26 protein-coding genes are annotated in these 24,031 nt (G+C 40.7%); 7 read left to right on the plus strand and 19 right to left on the minus strand.

The features are described from left to right. Positions 1 to 21 precede the first annotated feature (21 nt). Positions 22 to 741: a hypothetical protein gene (locus tag AC0VYO_RS17225; protein ID WP_475367881.1), complete on the minus strand. Its 720-nt coding sequence runs from the start codon at positions 739 to 741 to the stop codon at positions 22 to 24. A gap of 168 nt (positions 742 to 909) precedes the next feature. On the opposite strand from AC0VYO_RS17225, the gene AC0VYO_RS17230 reads away from it, so the two are divergent. Further along, positions 910 to 1,494 carry a YiiX/YebB-like N1pC/P60 family cysteine hydrolase gene (locus AC0VYO_RS17230; RefSeq protein WP_475367882.1) on the plus strand — a complete coding sequence of 195 codons (585 nt, stop codon included), beginning with the start codon at positions 910 to 912 and terminating at the stop codon, positions 1,492 to 1,494. A gap of 154 nt (positions 1,495 to 1,648) precedes the next feature. Next, the gene (locus AC0VYO_RS17235; RefSeq protein WP_475367883.1) at positions 1,649 to 3,037 is read left to right on the plus strand and encodes an N-acetylmuramoyl-L-alanine amidase; all 1,389 of its coding nucleotides are present in this window, start codon (positions 1,649 to 1,651) and stop codon (positions 3,035 to 3,037) included. A gap of 46 nt (positions 3,038 to 3,083) precedes the next feature. On the opposite strand, the gene AC0VYO_RS17240 is transcribed toward AC0VYO_RS17235, so the two are convergent. The 3 genes from AC0VYO_RS17240 to AC0VYO_RS17250 all read right to left on the minus strand — a co-directional run bounded on the left by AC0VYO_RS17240 (position 3,084) and on the right by AC0VYO_RS17250 (position 6,109). Next, the gene (locus AC0VYO_RS17240) at positions 3,084 to 3,821 is read right to left on the minus strand and encodes an STAS domain-containing protein (protein ID WP_430241742.1); all 738 of its coding nucleotides are present in this window, start codon (positions 3,819 to 3,821) and stop codon (positions 3,084 to 3,086) included. A 246-nt stretch (positions 3,822 to 4,067) separates the two neighbouring features. Continuing rightward, positions 4,068 to 4,664 (minus strand): sulfite oxidase-like oxidoreductase, encoded by a 597-nt coding sequence (locus tag AC0VYO_RS17245; protein WP_475367884.1) that lies wholly within the window; start codon positions 4,662 to 4,664, stop codon positions 4,068 to 4,070. Positions 4,665 to 4,786: 122 nt separating this feature from the next. Then, on the minus strand, positions 4,787 to 6,109 hold the full coding sequence (locus AC0VYO_RS17250) for a Na+/H+ antiporter family protein (RefSeq protein ID WP_475367885.1): 1,323 nt from the start codon (positions 6,107 to 6,109) through the stop codon (positions 4,787 to 4,789). A 359-nt stretch (positions 6,110 to 6,468) separates the two neighbouring features. Between AC0VYO_RS17250 and AC0VYO_RS17255 the strand changes: the two genes are divergently transcribed. Next, complete coding sequence (locus AC0VYO_RS17255; RefSeq protein WP_194219610.1) at positions 6,469 to 6,951, plus strand: divergent PAP2 family protein; 483 nt, start codon at positions 6,469 to 6,471, stop codon at positions 6,949 to 6,951. 16 nt (positions 6,952 to 6,967) lie between these two features. Beyond that, positions 6,968 to 7,777, plus strand: a complete 810-nt coding sequence (locus AC0VYO_RS17260; protein ID WP_430241749.1) for a cobalamin-binding protein — start codon at positions 6,968 to 6,970, stop codon at positions 7,775 to 7,777. Between the two features lie 46 nt (positions 7,778 to 7,823). On the opposite strand, the gene AC0VYO_RS17265 is transcribed toward AC0VYO_RS17260, so the two are convergent. The 5 genes from AC0VYO_RS17265 to AC0VYO_RS17285 all read right to left on the minus strand — a co-directional run bounded on the left by AC0VYO_RS17265 (position 7,824) and on the right by AC0VYO_RS17285 (position 11,359). Further along, on the minus strand, positions 7,824 to 8,411 hold the full coding sequence (locus AC0VYO_RS17265) for a 3D domain-containing protein (RefSeq protein WP_475367510.1): 588 nt from the start codon (positions 8,409 to 8,411) through the stop codon (positions 7,824 to 7,826). A gap of 123 nt (positions 8,412 to 8,534) precedes the next feature. After that, complete coding sequence (locus tag AC0VYO_RS17270) at positions 8,535 to 8,852, minus strand: YuiB family protein (protein ID WP_194219021.1); 318 nt, start codon at positions 8,850 to 8,852, stop codon at positions 8,535 to 8,537. A gap of 249 nt (positions 8,853 to 9,101) precedes the next feature. Further along, positions 9,102 to 9,242 carry a YuiA family protein gene (locus AC0VYO_RS17275; protein ID WP_194219020.1) on the minus strand — a complete coding sequence of 47 codons (141 nt, stop codon included), beginning with the start codon at positions 9,240 to 9,242 and terminating at the stop codon, positions 9,102 to 9,104. Between the two features lie 217 nt (positions 9,243 to 9,459). Next, on the minus strand, positions 9,460 to 9,942 hold the full coding sequence (locus tag AC0VYO_RS17280; RefSeq protein WP_475367886.1) for an NUDIX hydrolase: 483 nt from the start codon (positions 9,940 to 9,942) through the stop codon (positions 9,460 to 9,462). 214 nt (positions 9,943 to 10,156) lie between these two features. Beyond that, positions 10,157 to 11,359, minus strand: a complete 1,203-nt coding sequence (locus AC0VYO_RS17285) for an NAD(P)/FAD-dependent oxidoreductase (RefSeq protein ID WP_475367887.1) — start codon at positions 11,357 to 11,359, stop codon at positions 10,157 to 10,159. A gap of 371 nt (positions 11,360 to 11,730) precedes the next feature. Between AC0VYO_RS17285 and AC0VYO_RS17290 the strand changes: the two genes are divergently transcribed. Beyond that, positions 11,731 to 12,738 carry an NAD(P)/FAD-dependent oxidoreductase gene (locus tag AC0VYO_RS17290; RefSeq protein WP_430241753.1) on the plus strand — a complete coding sequence of 336 codons (1,008 nt, stop codon included), beginning with the start codon at positions 11,731 to 11,733 and terminating at the stop codon, positions 12,736 to 12,738. 24 nt (positions 12,739 to 12,762) lie between these two features. Next, the gene (locus AC0VYO_RS17295) at positions 12,763 to 12,891 is read left to right on the plus strand and encodes a hypothetical protein (protein ID WP_475367888.1); all 129 of its coding nucleotides are present in this window, start codon (positions 12,763 to 12,765) and stop codon (positions 12,889 to 12,891) included. 49 nt (positions 12,892 to 12,940) lie between these two features. On the opposite strand, the gene AC0VYO_RS17300 is transcribed toward AC0VYO_RS17295, so the two are convergent. Beyond that, the gene (locus AC0VYO_RS17300; protein WP_475367889.1) at positions 12,941 to 13,132 is read right to left on the minus strand and encodes a hypothetical protein; all 192 of its coding nucleotides are present in this window, start codon (positions 13,130 to 13,132) and stop codon (positions 12,941 to 12,943) included. Between the two features lie 190 nt (positions 13,133 to 13,322). On the opposite strand from AC0VYO_RS17300, the gene AC0VYO_RS17305 reads away from it, so the two are divergent. Further along, positions 13,323 to 14,144: an SDR family oxidoreductase gene (locus tag AC0VYO_RS17305; RefSeq protein ID WP_475367890.1), complete on the plus strand. Its 822-nt coding sequence runs from the start codon at positions 13,323 to 13,325 to the stop codon at positions 14,142 to 14,144. A gap of 55 nt (positions 14,145 to 14,199) precedes the next feature. Here the strand turns inward: AC0VYO_RS17305 and AC0VYO_RS17310 are convergent, their stop codons facing one another. The 9 genes from AC0VYO_RS17310 to AC0VYO_RS17350 all read right to left on the minus strand — a co-directional run bounded on the left by AC0VYO_RS17310 (position 14,200) and on the right by AC0VYO_RS17350 (position 23,665). Further along, a complete protein-coding gene (locus tag AC0VYO_RS17310) occupies positions 14,200 to 15,168 on the minus strand; it encodes a sugar phosphate isomerase/epimerase family protein (protein ID WP_475367891.1) in 969 nt (322 codons plus the stop codon). Positions 15,169 to 15,189: 21 nt separating this feature from the next. Beyond that, positions 15,190 to 16,230 (minus strand): Gfo/Idh/MocA family protein, encoded by a 1,041-nt coding sequence (locus tag AC0VYO_RS17315; RefSeq protein ID WP_475367892.1) that lies wholly within the window; start codon positions 16,228 to 16,230, stop codon positions 15,190 to 15,192. Between the two features lie 4 nt (positions 16,231 to 16,234). Beyond that, on the minus strand, positions 16,235 to 17,263 hold the full coding sequence (locus AC0VYO_RS17320; RefSeq protein ID WP_475367893.1) for a Gfo/Idh/MocA family protein: 1,029 nt from the start codon (positions 17,261 to 17,263) through the stop codon (positions 16,235 to 16,237). 24 nt (positions 17,264 to 17,287) lie between these two features. Beyond that, a complete protein-coding gene (locus tag AC0VYO_RS17325) occupies positions 17,288 to 18,007 on the minus strand; it encodes a ThuA domain-containing protein (protein WP_430241764.1) in 720 nt (239 codons plus the stop codon). 22 nt (positions 18,008 to 18,029) lie between these two features. Beyond that, positions 18,030 to 18,857 carry a carbohydrate ABC transporter permease gene (locus AC0VYO_RS17330; RefSeq protein ID WP_098444829.1) on the minus strand — a complete coding sequence of 276 codons (828 nt, stop codon included), beginning with the start codon at positions 18,855 to 18,857 and terminating at the stop codon, positions 18,030 to 18,032. Positions 18,858 to 18,893: 36 nt separating this feature from the next. Further along, on the minus strand, positions 18,894 to 20,240 hold the full coding sequence (locus tag AC0VYO_RS17335) for a carbohydrate ABC transporter permease (protein ID WP_430241766.1): 1,347 nt from the start codon (positions 20,238 to 20,240) through the stop codon (positions 18,894 to 18,896). Between the two features lie 150 nt (positions 20,241 to 20,390). Beyond that, on the minus strand, positions 20,391 to 21,704 hold the full coding sequence (locus AC0VYO_RS17340; protein WP_226615069.1) for an ABC transporter substrate-binding protein: 1,314 nt from the start codon (positions 21,702 to 21,704) through the stop codon (positions 20,391 to 20,393). Between the two features lie 90 nt (positions 21,705 to 21,794). Continuing rightward, on the minus strand, positions 21,795 to 22,784 hold the full coding sequence (locus AC0VYO_RS17345; RefSeq protein WP_430241768.1) for a LacI family DNA-binding transcriptional regulator: 990 nt from the start codon (positions 22,782 to 22,784) through the stop codon (positions 21,795 to 21,797). Between the two features lie 104 nt (positions 22,785 to 22,888). Next, a complete protein-coding gene (locus AC0VYO_RS17350) occupies positions 22,889 to 23,665 on the minus strand; it encodes a sugar phosphate isomerase/epimerase family protein (RefSeq protein WP_475367894.1) in 777 nt (258 codons plus the stop codon). Positions 23,666 to 24,031: the final 366 nt, after the last annotated feature.

Consider the following 24,031-nt stretch of genomic DNA (forward strand, 5'->3'; position numbering starts at 1 on the left):
AAACTCGCTTACGCGAGTTTTTTACTCTTCTGTATTCCTTTCTTCTTCCTCAGGCTCTAACGATGCTGGATAAAATTCTTTCCGCAAATGAATTTTCTCAATGGAAGGGGCTTCACTCTTACCTTCCGTTCCATAAATCGTCACATCAGTAAAACCTTCTATAAGATAGATCGTTACAGGCTTCTCAAATGGATTCGACCCTATTCTAACCTCTTCCACTTCAAAACCTAAACTCGCGAGGAGAAGGCGATTATCCTCAAGGTAACGCAACCCTTCTGGAAAATAATTCATCTCAACGGCAACATTATCTTTGAAAATAACTTCACCATTTTCAAATGTCATTTTCATTGGATCCTTGCGATCTGGCTCAACGCTCTTAGGGAAGTTCGATAAAAATTCCTCACGTGATAAACCTAGTAACTCCGGAGCATTTACAATCAATTCAATCGATGAAGGTTCAAAATCAATCTCTTCTTCAATCTGAGCTTCTTCTTCCTTCACATCATTCGGGACTTCATCCTCATTTTGCTGACTGTTTCCTGATGATTCATTTCCATTCCCGATCGCTTCATCAGTTGGCACACCGCCAAAGGTCGGAACGCCCCAGACGACTATGTATAGCAATAGCCAAAAGCCGGCAAACATTGCTGCTCTTTTTCTAGAAGATGTTACAAAGGGTTTAATGATATTAGCCGTCATCAGAAGAAATGCGATAACCACCACTGCTTTTAAGAAATCCATCCTCATTCACCTCACAATTAACTATAGGATTATTTGTTCAGCAAATACAACCATTTTCTTCACTATTATCTCGAAACTGTTTTGGTCCTACCGTTCCAATGGTAAAAAGAAGGAGAAATGGTTTATGTATCTAACTACAAGAGTAAGCTCATTTATAGGAGGTTCATCATGTCAGCAAACCGCTACGTTAACTTAACCGTCAAAAACTACCGATCTGCTCGAAATGACATTCAAACAGGCGACCTTCTCCTTTGTAGTGGCTCGTACCCAGTTAGTAAAATCATTCAGAACGTATCCAAATCCCAATTCAGTCACGTTGCCCTTCTATTTCGGTGGATGGATCGCATTATGATGCTAGAAAGCGTGGAAAGTTACGGTGTACGCATCGTACCGCTATCTCATTATTTCCAAGACTATCGCAATTCAGGTCATCCATACAAAGGAAAACTTTATCTTGCAAGGCATTCTCTCACAAAGAACTTAGACGAAAGTAAGCGTAATGCAATGCTAAGAAGAGGCGCTGATCTAACAGGTAAGCTTTATGACATAGAAGAAATCCTTAAAATCCTGGCAAGCGTCGTGATTGGCGACCTTGAATCGATACCAAATGACAAATACATCTGTTCAGAGTTTATTCAGGAGTGTTTCCAAAAAGCAGGCATCTCTTTCTCAGACGATGGCCGAGGCTTCATTTATCCAGAACATATTGCAAGTGATCCAGCTGTTCAACCACTATATAAACTCACTCCGTAACATGAACCACTATGCTTTTTTATTGAACAGTTACACTATTTACTGTGGTAAAAAGCCTATTTTCAAGAAACTCCTCCTAATTGTACGGTTTGTCCAGACAGATTGAATTGGTATAAATATACTAATAGTATCCGACAATGATGGAGGGAGTCACTTGACGTTAATCATAATTGATCCAGGGCACGGTGGTACAGACCCTGGTGCAACGTATAAAAATTATCAAGAGAAAAATTTCAACCTTGCTATTGCTCGTATGGTAAGAGATCGTTTATTTTCAAAATACGAAGTAGAAGTGGCATTAACACGCGAATCCGATAAAACCATTGACTTAAAACCTAGAACAAATTTTGCAAATGCGATCAAAGCTGATTTCTACCTTAGCATTCACCATAATGCTGCAGGTGGGAGCGGGTTTGAAACATATATCTTTAATGGCACTGTTCCAAATGAAACCGTCCAACTACAATCGACTATCCACAACAAAATTTCAACCGACATATTAAAGAAATACAACATCTTGGATCGCGGAAAAAAACGCGCCAACTTTCATGTCTTACGCGAAACGAAAATGAATGCATTGCTTATTGAAGTGTTATTTGTTGATAGTGAAAAAGACCTTAAACTCCTCACCAACCCTGCATTTATGACAGACATATCGACTGTCATTGCTGATGCAACTGCAAGCGCCATGAAACTTCCGTTAAAACCTAAGCCGGTCGATGGCACTTTATATAAAGTGATTGCGGGAGCTTTTAGCAAGCGAGAAAATGCAGAAACCTATCTGAACATGTTAATTCAAAAAGGCTTTGGGGGTTTTATAGCCACCACTGTCGTCAACAAGGAAACAATCTACCGCATTCAAGTAGGCGCATTTAAGGAAAAAGAAAATGCAGAAGTCTTAGCAGAAAAATTAAACAAAGCAGGTATAGAAACATTTATACTAGTTGAAAAAGGAAACCCTCCCGTGGTGGAACCGGACCCGGTGCCGGTTCCAGACAAAGGTTATAAAATACAGGGCAATGCGGTCTTATCAGCTGAGCAAATGGATGCTTATACAAGAACCATTAATCCTGGAGCACCAGATCTTGCTGCCCTATATTTGGCCCATAGTAAGAAATATTCCATTCGCGGTGATATTGCTTATGCTCAAGCACTTCACGAAACAAATTTCTTTCGTTTTACTGGCGATGTGAAACCAGAGCAAAATAATTTCGCGGGAATTGGAGCGACCGGAGGCGGAGCAGCAGGTGCCACCTTTCCAAATGCTTCGACTGGCGTTCTTGCTCATATCCAACACCTCTATGCATATGCTTCCACATCTCCTCTTCCGGCATGGGACGAAAAAGTTGATCCAAGATTCGATCTTGTGACACGTGGCTCTGCCACAACATGGCAGGCATTGAATGGAAAGTGGGCTGTTCCTGGTTCCAATTACGGTGAGCTCATTCTCTCTTTGTACAAAAAAATGCTCGAATCGGCATTAGTCAAACTTGAAAAAGAACAGGCAACATTGCAAACAACACTCAAAAACCTTGAAATTTAACATTTAGATGAAAGAGCGTTCCCCGCTTTAGGAGAACGCTCTTTTTCTATAACCGGCTATTCTTATACTTTGAAATAGCAGCCTGTACGTGTGGATGATAGGTTGTTTTTATGTAATCCGTTCCTGATGAAATCCACTTTATCGCCGTTTCTGCACGTACCCCAGTAATCATGATATCCACCCCAAGGAGGTTCAATGAGCCGCATAACTTTAACATCATTTCAGAAAACTCTTGATTGAGAGAGGTAACAGACGATAAATCGATAATAAGTGTATTCACTTTCATATCAGCTACTTTTTGAAGTCCTATATCAAGAAGGAATTGAAAACCTACTTCTTCCACAACAGGTTGAAGAGGTAATAATCCCAGTTGATCCATAAGAGGGATTACGTTCACTGCCATGTTCTCCATGCGATCAATCAGTTCTTCTTGTTTTTCATACAAATGAGTCATATCCCGGAATTCTACCATTGCTCCATACATTTTATCAGATTCTCGTAAAACCCTTGTTTGAATGGTTAAATACAGGTTATAAACTCCCCAGCTATACGGCATAGCTTCAATGAAAAACTCTTCTCCCGTTTCAATCGTCCGCTCCACATGGCGCACTTCTTCTGGCGCTAACGGGAAAACTTCGTATACATTTTCCCCTAACACATCTTCACGCTTAACTTTTAGAATCTTTTCCGCTACTTCGTTAATGTGTATGATGCGAAAATCTAAGTCGATCGCTAAAATACCACATGATATATGATTCAATATATGATCCTGTACTATACTCACTATATCACTCCTATTAGATCAGACTCATAAAACAAAAGGAGAAGATCGGCTACTCAATTCGTCCATTACATCTCTGTCAGTCTATTATGGGGCTCCAAGCTTTCCCATTCCTATTTATTATAACTATCTAAATTCTACATCCATCTTTATTTCCCTGTTTTTGTAAACGAATCGTTTTGTCTACTACAAAACTCTCACCATATCTAGTTACTTTCTGAACAAAAAAAACTGCCAAAAAGGCAGTTTTCAATCCCAAGCAAATCGCTGTTCTTTCCACGGGTTACCATACATATGATAACCATTCCGTTCCCAAAAGCCCTGCTGATTTTCTGACCGAAATTTAATTGCGCGAATCCATTTCGCACTTTTCCAGAAATACAGATGGGGCACTACCATTCTGATCGGATAGCCGTGTTCTGGGGTTAACAATTTCCCGTTATGTTTGTAAGCAAGAAGGCTCGATTCTGCAAGAAAATCTTCAAGCGGAAGATTCGTAGTCCATCCTTCTTCTGCCTCTAACATAACAAACCTAGCTTCCTTTCGAATGCCCACATGATCTGCTATCGTCCGTGTTGCAATGCCTTCCCATTCATTATCAAACTTTGACCAGCCTGTCACACAGTGAATATCATTTGTTTGTGACGTCTCAGGTAGAGCCATTAGCTGTTCAAAGGTTAGAACCGTAGGGCGCTCAACAAGGCCTCCTATTCTTAAATCCCAATTTGAAAGATGTTTTTCATAATATGGCACGTCACCAACGTGTAGAACTGGCCATCCCTTCGTTACGCGTTGATTAGGAGGAACACGATCGCTGTTTTGCTCCTTTACTTTACCAAAGTACATACGCCACCTCATTTCATAGCTGTTTTATTTAGTGTAACAGAATACACCGAACCTTCTTTTATAGAATGCTCTATAATAAGCAAAAAGAAAAACACGGAGAGCACTCTCCGTGTTTTTCTTAGTTAAAAGATCATAGCTGCAATCCAGCCAAATAAGATAAGCGGAATATTATAGTGTAAGAACGTTGGAACAACCGTATCCCAAATGTGATTATGCTGACCATCTGCATTTAGTCCTGATGTAGGGCCTAATGTACTATCTGATGCAGGGGAACCCGCATCTCCGAGGGCGGCGGCAGTTCCGACAAGCGCAATTGTTGCCATTGGGCTAAATCCTAATTCCATAGCAAGTGGAACATAAATCGCTGCAATAATTGGAATGGTTGAGAATGATGATCCGATTCCCATCGTAATAAACAATCCGACGATTAACATCAAAAGAGCCGCTAGCGCTTTATTATCGCCTATTAATCCGGATGCTTGTGTTACAAGCGATTGAACTTCACCCGTTTGTCTTAGAACTTCAGCGAACCCATTCGCTGCAAGCATCACAAAACCAATGAATGCCATCATTTTCATACCGTCTGTTAAAATCGCTTCAGATTCAGCCAATCGAATGCTCCCCGTAATATAAAGGACGATAATACCTGAAAGTGCGCCTAGAATCATTGATTCAGTTGGAATCTGAACAGCAAGGGTAACGACAACAGATAAAATGGCAAATAGGATGGAGCGATTTGAATAACTATATGTCTCAGATGTATCTTCCTGAGCAATAGATAGCTGTTTATATGTCCTTGGCTTGCGGTATGAAAAGAAGACCGCAATAAGGAGACCAACCACGAGACCTGCTGTTGGCAATAGCATAGCTGTCGGTATAGAGGAAAGTTCAATTTCCATGCCACTATCAGCCATATTCGACTGAAGAATTTCGTGAAATATTTTACCGAAACCAGCCGGTAACAGAATGTATGGTGCGGTTAGTCCAAAAGTAAGAACAGCTACTACCGCTCTACGATCCATTCCAAGTTCATTTAACACCTGAAGAATAGGTGGGATAAGAATAGGAATGAACGCAATGTGAACAGGGACTAGGTTCTGAGAGAAACATGAGATGAGAAGAATGACAAAGAGAATAAGAACTTTAGCAAGTCCCTTCTTCCGATCTCCTCCACGACGATTAACCATCTTTAGAGCACGCTCAACAATTAATTCAGGAAGTCCAGTGCGAGTAAGACCTACAGCAAAGCTACCAAGCAACGCATAGCTCAATGCAACAGTCGCTCCTCCTCCAAGCCCTGAACTAAACGCTTCGATTGTATCATTAAGAGAAAGTCCTCCTAATAAACCACCGGCGATCGCTCCAATAACAAGTGCAATGACAACATGTATACGAAAAAGGCTTAGCCCTAGCATGATGAGAACTGCAAGAATAACGGCATTCATAACGTAACAACCTTTCAATTGATCCTTTAGTTTGGTAAATCACTAATAAGTTAACACGAAAGAGAAATCGTGTCAATGGAAGACGCTGGTGCTTCCCCATCTTACCATGTGTCAAATCACAACTTCACAGGGATATGGTATAATAGACTGACAATTTCATGTATTATATTCCTTGTTTTAAATGGAAGTTAGGTAAGGATTTCATCCCCTAAGATTGAATTGAACCACCAAATGAGCAAAGACTTGAAAGTTTATCCTCAACCGATCTCCATTACTTCAATCATTCACTCGATTGAAAGTAAATTTCTTCGGGTACACCATTCAGTAGGAACAGTTTAGAAAGGAAGATGTTGTCACTCATGGATATTTTGCTAAATTTCCCCCTTTGGGCAGCGCTATTTGGCGTTGTATTTGCCCAGTTTCTGAAAGTACCGATTTATTTTATTGCAACGAAACAAATTAATTGGTCCCTCTTCAACGCAACAGGCGGCATGCCAAGCTCTCATTCCGCCGCTACGACAGCTTTAGCGACTGGAGTTGCACTTGAGACTGGCCTTGATTCTCCTATATTTGCCGTAGCAGCGATGTTCAGCATTATTGTGATGTTTGATTCAACCGGTGTTCGCAGACAAACAGGAGAGCAAGCCATTGTACTAAACCAGCTTGTTCTTAATTTCAATAGATTCGTTTCTGAAGCGAAAAATTGGCAGCAAAAGCAAGAACGAGAGAAAATTGAAGAATTAAAAGAGCTATTAGGGCATAAGCCAATCGAAGTTCTCGTTGGTGGCTTGCTTGGAATTATTTCAACTTTAATTTTATACTATGCTTTTCAAATCGCTTAAATATAGGAGGACTTAAATGCGAATTGTTTCATTGTGTCCTAGTAATACTGAGCTATGCGCCTACCTTGGTTTAACAGATCAGCTTGTCGGTGTTGATGACTTTTCCGACTGGCCAGAACAAATCAGGAGTCTTCCACGTCTTGGTCCCGATCTTTCAATTGATTTGAAGCAAGTTGAAGCGTTGAAACCAGACCTTATTCTCGCATCACTGAGCGTTCCAGGAATGGAGAAAAATATTGAAGGCATGGACGAACTTGGTCTATCTTATACAGTATTAAATCCCAATTCCCTTGAGGATATTTGTAACGATCTCGTTACTCTTGGAGAGCTTACAAATAAAAAGCAGGAAGCCCTCTCCCTTTCCAATCGTTTCAGAAAATTGATTCAGGAGTACAAGAAAATCAGTGATCAAATCCCAGAGAAGCCGGATATCTATTGGGAATGGTGGCCAAAGCCCATTTTCACACCTGGTAAAACAAACTGGCTGACTGAAATTAGTGAACTGGCAGGAGCGAGAAATTCTTTTCGTGATGTGGAACTCGCTTCTGTTCAAACAGATTGGGCAGATGTCGTAAAGCGAAGACCAGACCATATTTGTCTTGCCTGGGTTGGCGTTCGACAGAATAAAGTAAATCCAAAAATCGTTCAAAAACGTCAGGACTGGGACAAGCTTCAAGAAAGTCCCATTCATGTACTTGAAGAATGGCTTTATTGTCGCCCTTCACCACGTCTAATGACCGGCCTCGTCAAACTTGCAGCCATTCTTCATCCTGATCGCTATCCCTCTTTTGAAGGGGAAGATGCTTTCTTAGAAAATGAGAGGTAAACGCAAAACGTCGGAGAGTATACTCTCCGACGTTTTGTAGCTTCTGTTATTCTTTCTCACTCATAAACTCTTGTCTGAAAACTTGCATCGACTCTTCTTCATTCAAAGTTAACAACATTTCTTCCGTTAAGGTTCCATCACCTTTTTCGATCAGATATACGTCGAGTGTCTTTTTCCCCCACTCATTATAAACATCATTAACTGTGTCGTAATAGAGATCAATTCTCTTCCCAGTTATCGCACTTCCTGTATCTGCTACAACACCAAAGCCATACTCAGGAATAAAGAGTACACTACCAATTGGAAAGACGGACGTATCGGCAGCGATCGTAGAGTAGAGATCCCGCTTTACCTTTACGCCAGAATAGGTGATGCCATATGCAGGATGCTCAGGTGTTTTCCCTGTTGATTCCTCACCTGCCGTATAACCTGTAGCCGTTACGGTATGCGTTGGATACTGTGACCAATCCTGAGAGGTCGCTAGGCTTGTCCTATCCTCTTCACTGAGTACAGTCTGCTGAGGAAAAATCCACTTCGTTACATCTTGCATTGATAAACCCGATAATAATAAATAAGTTGATAGCAACGCTGCTGCAAAAAGACCTGTAAAGATCATCCCTTTTGCGATCAGCATGATAAATCGCACATTTTCCACTCCTCTCATGATCTATTCATTTCCAGAGAAGTGAAAACCTATTCATCAAGATAACGTGCTTTTACACATATAAAAAGCTTCTGCCAACAATTGGCGAAGCTTTTAAAACATCTGATATCCTCTTACACGAAGCATTCTGATCGCAACACCAGCGAACACAGCTCCAACAAGTCCAGCAGTTAAAATAATCGCATCGGCACTTCCTAGTGAAAGAAGATCAGTACCTAACGCTTTAAATGAAGAACCTGGTGAGGAAAAATATTGAAAAAACGTAACGTTATCAATAATCATGATAACGATTACAGGATAGACAACTGCCATAATCCATGTCGAGCGTAGAAGCATGTTAAGCAGGAATCCAATTCCAAAGAAAAGCACAATAAACAGCAGCATCGAAATAATCAGCTGTGGAATCGCCATCGTTTCACCCCCGAGTAATCATTGTTAGTTTACTGGATTGTCCCATTTTAGTCAATGAACAGAGGGTGAACAAAAGAAAAGCGCAAGCGCCCGGTAGGTCCGACAAGCGCTGGAAGCCTTTCAATTGAACACGGTCTTTGTGTTCAACTGAAAGGCTGAAGCGACTCGAGGACCTGGGCGCTGGAGCTAGACCTCAATCCACACATTATTATTTTTGAACCAAAAGAAAAACTAAGCGCTCTCAAACGCTTAGTTAGTTGGATTTTGTTTTGCTCCACTTCCTCCACAGTTATCACATGTTTCCGATCCACCAAGAAGTAGTTGAAAGTACCCCTTTCCCTGGCAATAAGGGCAATCGGTTGCTTTCGCCTTATTTTGTTGTCTTCTCACATCAACCACTCCTTTGTTGTAATTTTCTGATAATATACCAAGAATCGTTGAAAAAGAAAAACACCAAATTTTACACTGACAGCCCGTGTAAGCGAATACATCGTTAGTTATCAGATTATTTCGTCATTTATCAAATCATTTCAACCATTAGGAGGTGATGTGAGCGAATCGGACTTTTCCATCTATAACCGAAGTGTCTCCATTCGCCTTAAAGTTTTTACTTTTTATTGAGGCTCGAGTATAACAATTTGTAAGACGTGTACTGAAATTGATTTCCAGGATTCATCTCCGTTATAAACTGATCCATTTCATTCAGAAAAGAAGGAATCATAGACGACGTACGTGGATCAGTAAGCAGTTCCTCCTTTGTTAAAAATCGGGACTCTCCAATTTCATTCGTTTCGGACGTTAGCGTGCCTCCGGTTCTTCTCATATAAAAAACCACTAAGTTATCACTTACATCTTTGTTAATGACACCTGAACGAATTCCTGCTATTCCAGTCGTTTCTGCAACAATACCCGTTTCTTCAAAAATTTCTCGGACAGCTGCTTCATCAACCGTTTCACCCGGATCCACAAATCCGGCAGGAAAAGACCATTTCCCTTTTAAACCACCATACTTCTTCATCACGACGAGATACTTCCCCTCAAATTCCACAATGCCTGCTGCTGCCAACCATACTTTTCCTCTTTCGGTCAAATCGAAATCCTCCCCTGGAATAAATAAAGTAGTACGTTCATAGACTTTACTATAGCCCCTATTCTATTGAATAGATTAGAAAAACTTGGCTGATCGTCATCTCCTTTATGACGATCGCCTTCGTTTTTCTTATTGCGCTGATCACAAATGAATCATTTCATAAGAGCAAAAAAAGGCAAAGACATGACGTCTTTGCCCTCTTTATCGAATGATCTTAAAATAGCTTAAGCTTACCTTTTTTCCAGACAAGCCCTGGCCCACCAAGCATGAAGAGATAGCGATTATCAATCACTTTTTTCATAGCAGACGCTGTGCTACCATAGAGCTTTTTATTCCCAACCTTACCAATCGCTTCGCCTTTACCAAGTGAAGCAACCGTACCTTTGATGTCAGGAGTAAAGCTCTCAAGCTCTTTCCCACGCACAAGGCTCAATAAGTTCTTAGATACAGCTCCAGCAGCTTGAATCGCAACCTGAGCCGTTGGAGGGAATGGACGATTGATTTCTTCGTTAATAAGAAGAGCACAATCTCCAACAACGAAAACATTATCGTAATCCGGTGTACGCTGATCTTTACGAACAGGAACACGGCCGCGGTTTGTTTCGAAGCCAGAATTTGCAACGATGGAGTTGCCTTGCACGCCACCAGTCCAAACAACTGTCGCTGCCTTCACTTCTTCATCCTCACCCAAGATAACGCCGTCTTCTGTTACTTCTTTGATCATTGTGCTCGTACGGAATTCCACACCTTTACGCTCAAGTAGATTCATTCCGTATTCTACAAGCTCCTCATCAAAACCAGGAAGAACAGTTGGGGACGCTTCCACATTAATGATTTTAACGCGATCACGAGGGATATCGAACTCTTTGCACAGTTCAGGAACACGTTCAGCAAGTTCACCAACAAATTCAATTCCAGTGAATCCTGCGCCACCCACAATGATGGTTAGAAGATCATCGCGACGCTTAGACTCATTATTGTAGCTTGCGAACTGGTATTCAATGTGTTCACGAATTTTACGAACGGAGTTTACGCTACGAATACTGAAGGCATTTTCTTTAAGACCCTTAATACCAAACGTAGCTGGTTCAAAACCAAGTGCTAGCACAAGGTAATCGTATTCAAGTTCACTGTTAGAAAGAATGACGCGCTTTTCATCCGGCTTTACTTCTACGACTGTGTCTTTAATAAATTTGATTTTGTTCATATCAATGACATCTTTGATCATAATTCTTGTTTTGTCATGGTGCATTGTTCCTGCAGCTGGTTCATGAAGCCATGTTGTTTGGTAATGATAGTCATGCTTATTCACAAGCGTAACTTCCACTTCATTTGTTCCCATCTCTTTTTGAAGACGAGCTGCTGTCATAATACCGCCGTACCCTGCACCTAAAATTGCGATTTTTGGCCTACTCACTTGAATCACATCCACCTTTTATCGGTATTTTTTTAGGACATATTGTAGATTTCCCTGCATTGTCCCATCGTGAAACGTCAATAAACGCTAAATATAAAAAATCTCTTTCTCAAAAATGAACAATATTGAATAGGATCAAGAGACATTGTTAAGTATTTCACGTTCTAGACCGAAAAAAATGGTGATCTAGCCCGCACTTTGTCATAAAATTTTCAAATCTGACGCTCCATTCTAATCATATTCTTTTTTTTTTCTTTTTCAACCTTTATAATGAAAGTTCTAGAGGTGTTTTCACCTTAGGGGTTTAGTTCCGTTTTTATTATGATTATAATAATGAAAGCACATTGAATAAATTATAGGGGGACTGACTTATGACTGACCAACATGAACTTTATGATATAACGATTATTGGTGGAGGTCCTGTTGGCTTATTTACCGCATTCTACGGTGGTATGCGCCAACTTAAAGTAAAGATTATTGAAAGTATGCCACAGCTTGGAGGGCAGCTCTCTGCACTCTATCCTGAAAAATACATTTATGACGTCGCTGGCTTTCCTAAAGTTCTCGCACAAGATCTTGTCGATAATCTTGTCGAACAGGCGAATCAATTTCAACCAGAGGTTGCTTTGGAGCAGTCTGTGGAAGAAGTAACAAAACAAGAAGACGGCACTCTTTACCTCCGTTCAAACACAGGAGAAGAGCATTATACGCGAGCGGTTATTATTACTGCTGGTGTTGGGGCCTTCCAACCTCGTCGCTTGAAAGTAGAAAGTGCTGATCTTTATGAAGGAAAGAACCTTCACTATTTCGTAAATGATCTCACAGCATTTGCAGGACAAAAAGTTCTTATTGCTGGTGGAGGAGATTCCGCAGTAGATTGGGCTAATATGCTTGAGCCAATTGCTGAGGAAGTAACACTTATTCACCGTCGCGATAAGTTCAGAGCTCACGAACACAGCGTTGAACAGCTTATGAACTCTTCTGTAAACATTCAAACGCCGTATAACATTACTGAATTCATTGGTGACGGAGAACGCATTAACCAGGTTGTTCTCGAGCAAGTTAAAGGTGAAGAGAAAATAACGAAAGACGTGGATGCAGTTATTGTGAACTACGGCTTCATTTCTTCTCTTGGACCAATTAAAGAATGGGGCCTTGATATTGAAAAGAACTCCATTGTTGTTAATACCAAAATGGAAACAAACATTCCTGGTATTTATGCAGCTGGTGATGTTGCTACATATGACGGCAAAGTAAAGCTTATCGCCTCTGGATTTGGTGAAGCACCAACAGCTGTTAATAATGCCAAATCCTATATGGATCCTGATGCAAAGGTACAGCCGCTTCACAGCACTAGTCTTTTCGATAAAAAAAAGTAAGTTCAAGGAAAGTGAGGCGTAAACATGGATGAGATTCTCTTTATCATCGTGATGGTAGCAGGTCTTGGCTTCTCTCTTTATAAAAGTCTTAAAGATACGCCAAAACCGAACTGGAAAACCGTTAAACAAAACCTTTTCCATTCTTCTCACTAAGACGTTAAAAACCCCGTACACTTGTACGGGGTTTTTAATATGTATGTTTTCACCAACCAAGACCTACTTTGGTTGCTAGAATTTCTTCACCTGAACCATTCAACGTAATTTCATAACGCCCTGAACGATTCGAGTATGTGAGCGTTTTTTCTTTAAATGCGACATTAGCTTGATAGCGCACTTCAAAATTCTCCACCTCTAAATCTTCAGATCCCTCTTCATGTATCTTTACAGTAAACAACAGAATCCCCTCCTTATACAGTCATTTTATCACCGACAGAATTCATGAGATATGACAAATAGTTTACACTAGCACCTTATTTTTCCATGAAAAATATTTTCTTAACAGAACATTCCTTGTGATTATTTTCTTCTTGAAGCGGGTAAACCCAAAATAGACTTAAATAATCTGTTTACAGGAGGACTTACCAATGAGTAGATTACAAAATAAAACAGCGGTAATTACTGGTGCTGCAACTGGTATTGGACAAGCCACTGTTGAGCTTTTCGCAAAAGAAGGAGCTACGGTTTTATGTGCTGATGTTAATACAGAAGAGATGAGTAAAACAGCCGAGAAGCTGAATAACAATGGAGGGAATGTAAAAACATTCCACGTTGATGTATCAAGTGAGGAAAGCGTAACGAGTTTTGCTAACAAAGTAAAAGAGGAATATGGCACGATTGATGTTCTCTTTAATAACGCAGGGGTTGACCAGGAAGGTGGAAAAGTCCACGAATACCCAGTCGAATTGTTCGATCGCATTATTTCAGTTGACTTGCGCGGTACTTTCTTAACAAGCAAATACTTACTTCCCCTTATGATGGATAACGGCGGATCAATTATTAATACGTCTTCGATGTCAGGTCGAGCAGCTGATCTTGATCGTTCAGGCTACAACGCAGCAAAAGGCGGTATTACTAACTTTACGAAAGCTATGGCAATCGACTATGCAAGACAGGGAATACGAGTAAACTCTCTCTCTCCTGGTACGATTGAAACGCCACTTATTGATGAGCTTGCCGGTTCAAAAGAAGAAGAAATGGGTCAGAAATTTAGAGATGCGAATAAGTGGGTTACACCACTTGGTAGACTTGGTCGCCCAGATGAAATGGCGAAGGTCGCTCTTTTCTTAGCATCTGATGATAGCTCTTATGTGACAGGTGAAGATATTACAGCTGATGGTGGGATTATGGCGTATACATGGCCTGGTAAGATGTTAATCGATGAACAATGGAAAAAGGAAACAGAGTAAGATAAAAAAGCAAAACCCCGATGCAACTGGCATCGGGGTTTCTTTATAAATAAACTTAAGCCCACCACATTTCAGTCGGCTGGTCAACAATTAAAACAGATTGAAGGTTCTTAACAGCCGTTTGGAAGCCTTCATTAATAGACATAAGTGGATCTTCGTGTTCAATGCTTACAACATGGTCATACCCATATGTACGAAGTGCGCTCATCATGTGAGACCATTCTTGATTACTATGTCCACAACCAACAGAACGGAACGTCCATGCTCGTGTCTTCACTTCTCCATAGGGCTGCATGTCTGTTAATCCATGCATGTTCACATTATCCTGATCGATATACGTGTCCTTCGCATGGAAATGATGAATCGCATGATCTTTTCCAAGAATTTTAATGGCTGCGACAGGGTCAATTCCTTGCCACCACATGTGACTTGGATCGAGGTTTGCACCGATTGCGTCACAAGTTAGCTCACGAAGCTTAAGCATCGTGTAAGGTGTATGGACAAGAAAACCGCCATGAAGCTCAAGACCTATTTTCACATTATGATCCTTAGCAAATTGCCCCCACTCTTTCCAATAAGGAACTAGCTTCTCTTCCCATTGCCACTTCAAAATATCTGAGTACTCCGCCGGCCATGGCGTTACTGGCCAATTTGGGTTTTTCGCGTCTTCGCTATCACCGGGCGTTCCTGAGAATGTATTCACTACCGGAACATTCATTGCCGATGCTAATTTCACAGTCTTAACGAAAGTGTCGTGGCACTCCTCAGCAAATTTCTTATCAGGAGAAATCGGATTTCCGTGACAACTAAAAGCACTAATTTCGAGTCCTCTTGAATGAACTTTATCAAGATATTCCAAGCGCTTCTCTTCACTTTCGAGCAATTCATCCAGATTGCAATGAGCATTACCTGGATAACCTCCCGTTCCGATTTCCACCGCTTTAAGTCCAGATGCTTTCGCATGATCGAGCATCTCTTCGAATGACTTATCTGAGAATAGTACAGTAAATACACCTAGTTTCATAGGACCACTCCTCTTATGTTTTTAATCAAGTCGAATGCTTCTCCCAGTTGTACAGCTTTCATAAATTGCTTCAATTACTTGTGACACACGTCTCGCCTCTTCCGATTTTACGATCGGTTCCTCTAGTCCAAGACAGCTGTTCACAAAATTCGCAGCTTGAGGCAATCCTGGGTCCTCATCTCCTGGTACCCATTGACTGCTCGTATTTAAAAGCATGCCGTGCTGAGCTTTATTTAATTGAAATGGAAAAACATCGAGACCCCCATCACTACCGGAGATACTAACAGACTCTTTGTCCTCTGCAATATTGGCTGACCAGGATGTTTCAAAGAGCATAGAAATATTATTATCAAAACGGATATATGCCGTGACATGATCATCCACATTAAACGTCTCGTGATCAAATTCTCCCCACTGGTTCACTTGTTCAGGCGTTTTGCTTAAACGATTGTATGTTGTTCCTGACACTTCAACAGGCTTCGCGTTGCCCATTAGCCACATACTTAAATCAAGAAAGTGGCATCCATAATCTATTAAGCTACCGCCGCCTTGAAGCTGTTTATTCGTAAACACGCCCCAGCCCGGAACCTTTCGGCGACGAAGGGCTTGAACTCTTGCAACCATTGGATCACCGATTTCATTCTCTTGAATAAGTTGACGTGCCACACGCGGTTCCTTCATGAAGCGATAATGATAAGCGATGGATAAGATTTTGCCAGACTTTTTCTCTGCTGCAATCATCCGATCACATTCGGCAACTGTCATCGCCATTGGCTTTTCACAGAGAACATGAACACCTGCGAGTAGAGCTTGCTCAGCTAGATCCGCATGAAATTTATTCGGTGTGCAAATCGTAACGGCATCTACTTCATTTAGCATATCCTGTACATGCTCGTACACATTAGGAATATGACAATAAATCCCTACCTGCTGCGCTTTTTCATAATCGACATCATAAACACCAAACAACTCTACTTGTTCAGAGAGCTGCTGGTATGCTGGGATATGCCGGGACTGGGCGATGCCGCCAGACCCGATAATCCCCATACGTAATTTATTCACTTGATCACCTCAGGTTAACGATTTTCTTCGTTTCATTTGATTCTAGTGCTGCGAGAACCACTTGAAGAGAATTCATCCCTTCCATACCGCTTACAGGAACGTCTTTATCCGACACAATGCTATCTACGAACTTGTCGATAACCTGTGAACTCGATTGGCCGGCGCTATCATTTGTTTGAATACCACCAAGCTCATATTTCACCACTTCACCTGTCTGATACTGAACAACAAGCGAATTCACTGGATCGTCTTCAAGTCTAAGAATCGCTTTTTCGCCATAGATAATCGTTGAATTATCTTCACTCGCTGTATAAGCCCAGCTTGCAGCTAGCGTTCCAATAATACCGCTTTCAGATTTTAAAATACACACTGCATTATCATCAACTGTAGCAAACTCCTTCGCACTTGTTTCAACAAACGAGCCTACCTCTACGATCTCTTCATTTAATAAATAGCGGATAAGATCGGTCTTATGCACACCAAGATCTCCCATTGCTCCAATAAATGCTTTCTCTTTCTCGAAGAACCAGCTATCTTTCCCATCCACACTCCAACCTTCAGGTCCAGGATGTCCAAAAGCTGTTCTAAAGCTATATACTTTGCCAATTTCACCGCTTGCTAGAATGTCTCTCGCCTTTGCGTGGGAAGGAACGAAGCGTTGATTGTGAGCAATCATTAATTTCTTCCCAATTGTGCGAGCCGCTTCAATCATTTCTTCTGCATCTGCACGTGACGTTGCCATTGGCTTTTCGCAAAGAACATGCTTTCCTGCTTTTAATGCAGCAATAGAAATCGGGGCATGAAGGTAGTTTGGCGTACAAACACTTACAGCATCAATCTCACTATTTTGCAGTAGCTCCTCATAGCTTTCATAGGACTTTGCTCCGTAAAGAACCGCTGTTTCATCTGCTCTTGTTTTCACAATATCGCACACAGCAGCAATTTTTATTTGTGTGTTTGCCGCGTATTCTGGTAAATGACGGTGTTTCGCAATACTCCCACATCCGATAACACCAATTTTTAATTCATTCATGGTTTCTCCTCCTCATTCAATCTCTTATTTAGACGCAATGGTTTCTAGCGGTTTTGCATTTCCATAGACTGGCTTTGGTATCGTCGTAGGTTTAGCCCAGGCTACAGCATTTTTCATAACCTGCTGGATCTCTTTATTGTAATAAGTTGGATATGTCTCATGACCAGGTCTGAAATAGAAAACCTTTCCTTGTCCTCTCTTATATGTACAACCGCTTCTGAAGACTTCTCCGCCTTCAAACCAGCTTACAAACACAAGTTCATCTGGTGCTGGGATATCAAAATGCTCACCATACATTTCTTCTCTCTCAAGCTCAATTTTCTCACCAAGTCCCTCCGCAATCGGATGGGTTGGATCGACAATCCACATTCTCTCTTTCTCATCCGCTTCACGCCATTTCAAATCACAGCCTGTCCCCATTAGCTTCTTGAAAATTTTAGAGAAGTGACCAGAATGAAGGACGATAAGCCCCATTCCATCAAGAACTCGTTGATGAACGCGATTCACAATTTCATCAGATACTTCTTCATGCGCGATATGTCCCCACCAGAGAAGAACGTCCGTGTTGTTCAGCACCTCTTCAGATAAGCCATGTTCAGGCTCGTCCAAAGTGGCCGTTTTCACTTCAAAATCCTCTTTTAGAAATTCAGCAATGGCACCGTGAATTCCGTTTGGATACACGCTTCTTACTTCTTCACTACTCTGTTCATGACGATTTTCATTCCATACGGTTACGTTTAGCATTAAAATCCACTCCTATTTTTATCTATTCTTTAACTGAACCTGATGTTAATCCTGACACGATTCTTCTTTGGAAAATCAAAACCATAATGACAAGAGGAACGGTTACAACAACGGTCGCTGCTGAAATTTCTCCCCAAGGGATCGTATACTGACCCTGAAACAGGGCAATTCCGACCGGGACCGTTTTAAACTTATCAGCCGTGTTAATCGTAAGGGCAAACAAGAATTCATTCCAGGCTGCAATAAATACGAGAATGGCTGTTGTAAAAATACCTGGTACAGCAAGTGGCATAATCACTTTCCAATACGTTTGCCATAGTGATGCTCCATCGATTTTCGCTGCTTCTTCAAGATCGAACGGAATTTTACGGAAGAACGTAACGAGAAGCCAGATCGATAATGGCAGCGTGATCGTTGTGTACGGGATGATTAAGCCAAGATAGCTATTTGTAAGACCTAAGTTTTTTAGAAAAATATAGATTGGTGAAATCGTCGCTACTTGTGGGAACATGGATACAGATAAGACAATCCCCAATATAATCGGTTTTCCTTTAAAATTCAGACGCGCGATGGAATAAGCAGCGAATGAAGCGACCAGTACGGTGTACACAGTCGTAATTGTCGCTACAACGGTACTGTTCCAAAGATAGCGAGGGAAAGGATAATCTACGAAAACGGATACATAGTTTTGTAGAGTTGGGTTATTCGTAAAAGGATTGAACGCTTTTTCACCAAAGAGCTCTGTTAGTGGTTTAATCGAACTTGCAAGCATCCATAAGAACGGAAACATGACAACAAAAACAAACACAACTAGGAAAACGTAAAACATCGGTCCCGCTTTCTTATTCATCTGGCTGTCCCTCCTTCTTCATGATAAAATACATTCTCATTTCTTTCCAGTTCCGTCGTTTATTAGTTCTGCACCGAGTAATTTAATAAAGATTCCAGAAATTATGGCAACACAGATGAATACAACTACTGAAATAGCTGAACCTTCACCAAAGTTTGTCTGAGTAAACATCAATGTATAAGCGAGCATCGAGATCGTTTCGGTTGAATTCGCTGGACCTCCGCCAGTTAATACATAAATTAAGTCAAACACTCGGAATGCATCTAGAGTACGGAATAAGAGAGCAACGAGAAGACTTGTTTTCAAAAGTGGTAATGTAATCGTTACAAACTGCTTCCACTTATTCGCTCCATCAATTGATGCGGCTTCATAGAGGGAAGATGGGATCGTTTGCAGTCCTGCTAGAAGAAGTAAAGCCATATATGGTGTCGTTTTCCACACATCAGCGAAGATAACAGAGAACATTGCACCTGTATCCGTAGTGAGAAGCATCGACATTCGATCGATCAATCCAACATCTTCAAAGAGCTTCGCTACAATACCGTTTTGACCATCATAAAGGAACTTCCACATGAGGGCTGCTACCGCTGTTGGAATCGCCCACGGAATTAGGATACTTGCACGAATTAATCCTCGCCCTAAGAAAGCTTTGTTAATAAGGAGAGCAATCGCTAGACCAAGTATGAGCTCAGCTAGAACAGAAATAAATGTAAATACACTCGTGTTCCAAAGAGACTTCCACATCCGCTGATCAGTTAAATTTTCTTTGTAATGCTCAAGTCCAATGAAGTTCGGTTCAACAACAATTTCAGTTAGTGCGGATGATAAACCAACAATCTTATCGCCTTTTTCCAAACTTCCATTTTCATTGATCGACATTAAATCATTATTGATTGTTTTAACGGAAGACGTAAAATCCTCTGCTACGCTTTCATCAATTTCAACGTACTTCATATCGTCAGGAATATTTTCAAACTTGTCTAGCTTTTCATTAATCACGTCATAATTTTCTGCTGCTTGCGGGTTTTCTTTAATACTGGCATCGAGATTTTCTAATGTTGTTTTCATCTCGGTCAGCTCTTCACTTGAATTTCCATTATCAATTTCAGAATTAATTGCCCCGACTAGGAAGGGATAGTTTTGCAAATAGCGGTCCAGGTCAATTTGATAATCGAGATGGACTTCTGATTTAGTTGGTTCATTGAGACGAAGGTCGAAAAGACTAAAATAAAATGACTGGAAAACTGGCCAAATAGAAATTGCTAGAATTAGAATCAGTGCTGGGGCAAGAAGTAAATAACCGACAACCGCATCGTTTTTTTTCTTCTTTTTGGGCTGTTTCTCCACTTTAATAGGCTCTTTTGGATCGATATCTGTCTGCATACCAACGCTCCTCTCTTTAGGAAAAAGTGTCTTGTTGCTCACTCAGTTAAGATCGCAACTAAACACCGCTTTTTGATACTATGAAATTTCTTTCAAAGAATATGTAGGAAAGACATTAGCCTTCGTATTGAAGGCTAATGACCTTCTCTATTATTTTTCTAGCTTTTCATTCATTTCTTTTTCCATTGCAGCCGCTGCTTCTTCAGGAGTTTCTTCTCCTGCGATCGCTTTAGAAATGTGAATTTGAATGATTTCAGAGATTTCAGGGTAGTTTGGTGCTACCGGACGTGAAACCGCTGCTTCAAGAGCTGTTTGGAATCCTTCTTCTCCAAAGAATGGGTTCGCTTCGATAATTTCTTCATCTTCGAACAGAGCAGGAATTGTTGGAGCGTGTGAACCTTTAATTGCATCAATTTTTTGTCCTTCTTTACCAGTCATAAACTTCAAGAACTCCCATGCTTCTTGAGGATGTTCAGAGAAATTATTGATGGCTGCCATCCAACCGCCAAGGGCTGAAGCAGAACCAGCGTCACCTTCAGGAAGTGGAGCTACTTCTACGTTTCCAACAATCTTAGACTGTTCTTCATCATTCGCAAGTGCGAATTGATATGGCCAGTTACGGATAAATGGAGATTGACCTTCAATAAATGCAGTATGAGATTCTACTTCAGTAAACGTATTGATGTTACCTGGAACGAAATCAGAGTTTGCGATTTCAACCATTTTTGAAATACCTTTGATCGCTTCAGGGCTATTGATAACAACTTCTCCATTCTCATCAATAAACGCACCGCCGTAAGAACCGACAAATTCAACTGCGTTTGTTACAAGACCTTCATATTGCTTCGCTTGCATGAGGTAACCAAACTTCGTACCGTCTTCACCTTTTAGCTCAGAAGCTTGAGTCATCAAGTCATCCCACGTTTTTGGAGCTTCAGATACTAAGTCAGAGCGATAGAAAAGCATACCAGTATCAATAAATTTAGGCATCGCCCACTGCTTTCCGTTAAATGTTGCTGCCGTAACTGGTCCCTGGTTGTAATCGTCCATGTTAATACCGTCTTTTTCAATAAAACGGTCTAATGGAAGCACATATCCTGCTTGAGCGAATTCAGCTGGCCAGATTACATCGATATCGAATACATCAATTTCTGATGATTCAGCGTTCAACATTGTGACATAAGCATCGTGCTGTGCTCCTGTGTCGGTCGGCATCTCGCGGAATTCGATTTCGATATTCGGGTTTTGCTTCATAAATTCCTCAACCATTACATCGGTTGCACCTGTTGCATCTTTACCACGCGCATAAACGAGTGTTACTTTCTCTTCGTCACCTGAACTTGCATTTTCATCACCAGAACTGTTGTTATTACTTGAAGAATTGTTTGAAGAACTACATGCCGATAGAACTAGGATAAGAGCCAAAACGATAAAAAGTAGTTTACTATTCTTCATAATTCGCATAATACTAAATCCCCCTTAGATTTGGTTGAAATCGATTTCAAAATTGTAATCGATTTCAATAAACAAGTTAACGCTTACATTTATCGCAAGTTATGTAGAGTTACGAATAACAAGCGATAGTGGTAATTCTTTAACACTTTGAGTTGTACGCTCACACTGCCCTTTTAAACAATCAATAAAAATAGACATAGCTTGTCCGCCAATTTCTGCACCGGGTTGATAAATGGTTGTTAGCTCTGGTTCAATTAAGCTGGCAATTGGCTGATCGTCAAATCCGAGTATCGCTATATCTTTCGGAACATCTAATCCATTTCGCTTTGCTTCCTTCACCATTGCAGCTGCCACTTCATCTCCTCCGGTAAAGATAGCCGTTGGTCGTTCAGTTAATTCAAGAATTTTGTTAAACGTTCTTACGCCGTCTTCCATTGTGTATGTATCTTGGAAGATCCATTCTGGCTTTATTTCTAGGCCAGCTTCTTCAATCGCTTGAAAGACTCCTTTACGGCGATCATTAGACAACCCGCTTGTTGAGCCCATACAATAAGCAATCCGCTTATGTCCTCGCTCAATTAAATGCTTTGTTCCTAAATAACTCCCCTGAACTTGATTCAATCGAACCATTGGTACCGTCGCATCGTGATGATATTCATTACAAAGTATAATCGGTCCATGTGCCGTGTAGGACTGAATTTCTTCCCAATTATTTTCAATCGAAGTGAAAATAACACCATCAACTTGCTTCGTCTGTAACAAATTCAAGTATTCGAGTTCCTTCTTTTTACTAGATTTCGTCTGACAAATGATCAATTGAAATCCATTCGCTTCAGCCACGCTTTCAATTCCATTAAGAACCAGTGTAAAAAACGGATTCGTTAATCTTGGAATTAACACAGCTACTAGATTTGTTCTTCGATTTCGCAAGTTTCTAGCTGATGTATTAGGAAAGTAACCTAGTTCCCTCATTGCCTTATGAACTAATTCACGCTTGTCTTTAGTTACGTGTGGATAATCATTGATGACACGTGACACAGTCGCTCGTGATAGACCTGTATAGTGTGCGACATCAGCAATTGTTGCCATGTTTCATCCTCCTCAGAAAGTACAAAAGAACCTCCCTTCGTTTGTAACCGATTTCATGAAATCGATTACAAACAGCATAACGTAAGTTCACAGAATCTTCAACATTATTTTTTGAATATTTTAACCATTTTATTTTTTAGCTGTATTTCTCTTAAATATTTATAACTCTGAGTCACACTTTCAATCGGATCAACATCACATTCATCCTGCTCAACAACCCACCATTTTACGCCGCATGCCTGCCCCTGCTCCACTACTTCCTGAATCGCAATGTTACCAGTGCCAAGAATAGCCGTTGCTTCTCTCTCATCATCCAAGCGGTCCTTTAAATGAATGATTGGTGTTCTACCTGAGAACTTTTGCATCCACTCAACTGGATCATGACCAACCTGGTTAAGCCAATAAATATCAAATTCAGCCTGAATGGAAGAATGCGCCTCTAAAATTCCGAACAGCTCACTACCTTCAATACTTCGACCAAGTTCAAAATCATGATGGTGATATCCTAATTCCATTTGATGCTCAGTACAAATTTCCGCTGCATTCTTCATGATCTTAGCTACCTTTAAAAAGTCCTCATGACTTCTTCTTTCAGGTGGAAGCCACGGGCAAATAATTCGGCTGTTTCCAAGTACTTTTTGTTCCTCTATAACAGTTTCCAAATCGTTTTCAATCCGCTCAATCGGGATATGATGTCCAATGACGCTTAACCCAAGTTCATCTAATTTGTTTTTTACTTCTGATGGTTCATATCCATGCAATCCTGCAAGTTCAACACCTTCGTAGCCTATGGCCTCTACTCTTATTAACGTTTCGAAGAAATCCTTGTCACATTCGTTTCTCAACGTGTAAAGTTGTAACCCAACTCCAATTTCAATCATGTGTGACACTCCTTTTCATAATTAGAATAGACATTCCATTCTTCCTGGCAAAGTCGATCAATTTGTAAATTTACAAATTGATCGTTTGAATGTTAACTCTCATAGAAGATAAATTTTCTTCACCATCACTGTGTTCGATGGAACGACTAAAATCCCTTTTTTTAGACATAAAAAAAGAAATTTTTCATTATTGAATCTGGATTAAGGTTACATTTAAAAAGCTCATAAATTGTTCAGAGAGCTTAAGGCAAAACCTATAATGGAAAGAGAGTAATAAAAAAACTCCCCCACACGTTCAATAAACAATTGAACGTTGGAGAAGCTTTAAGATACGGGTCATGACTCACCCTATCCGATATTTAATTT

The organism is Anaerobacillus sp. 63XJN7_4_ISO-PGPR-S23-413, from assembly GCF_056173725.1.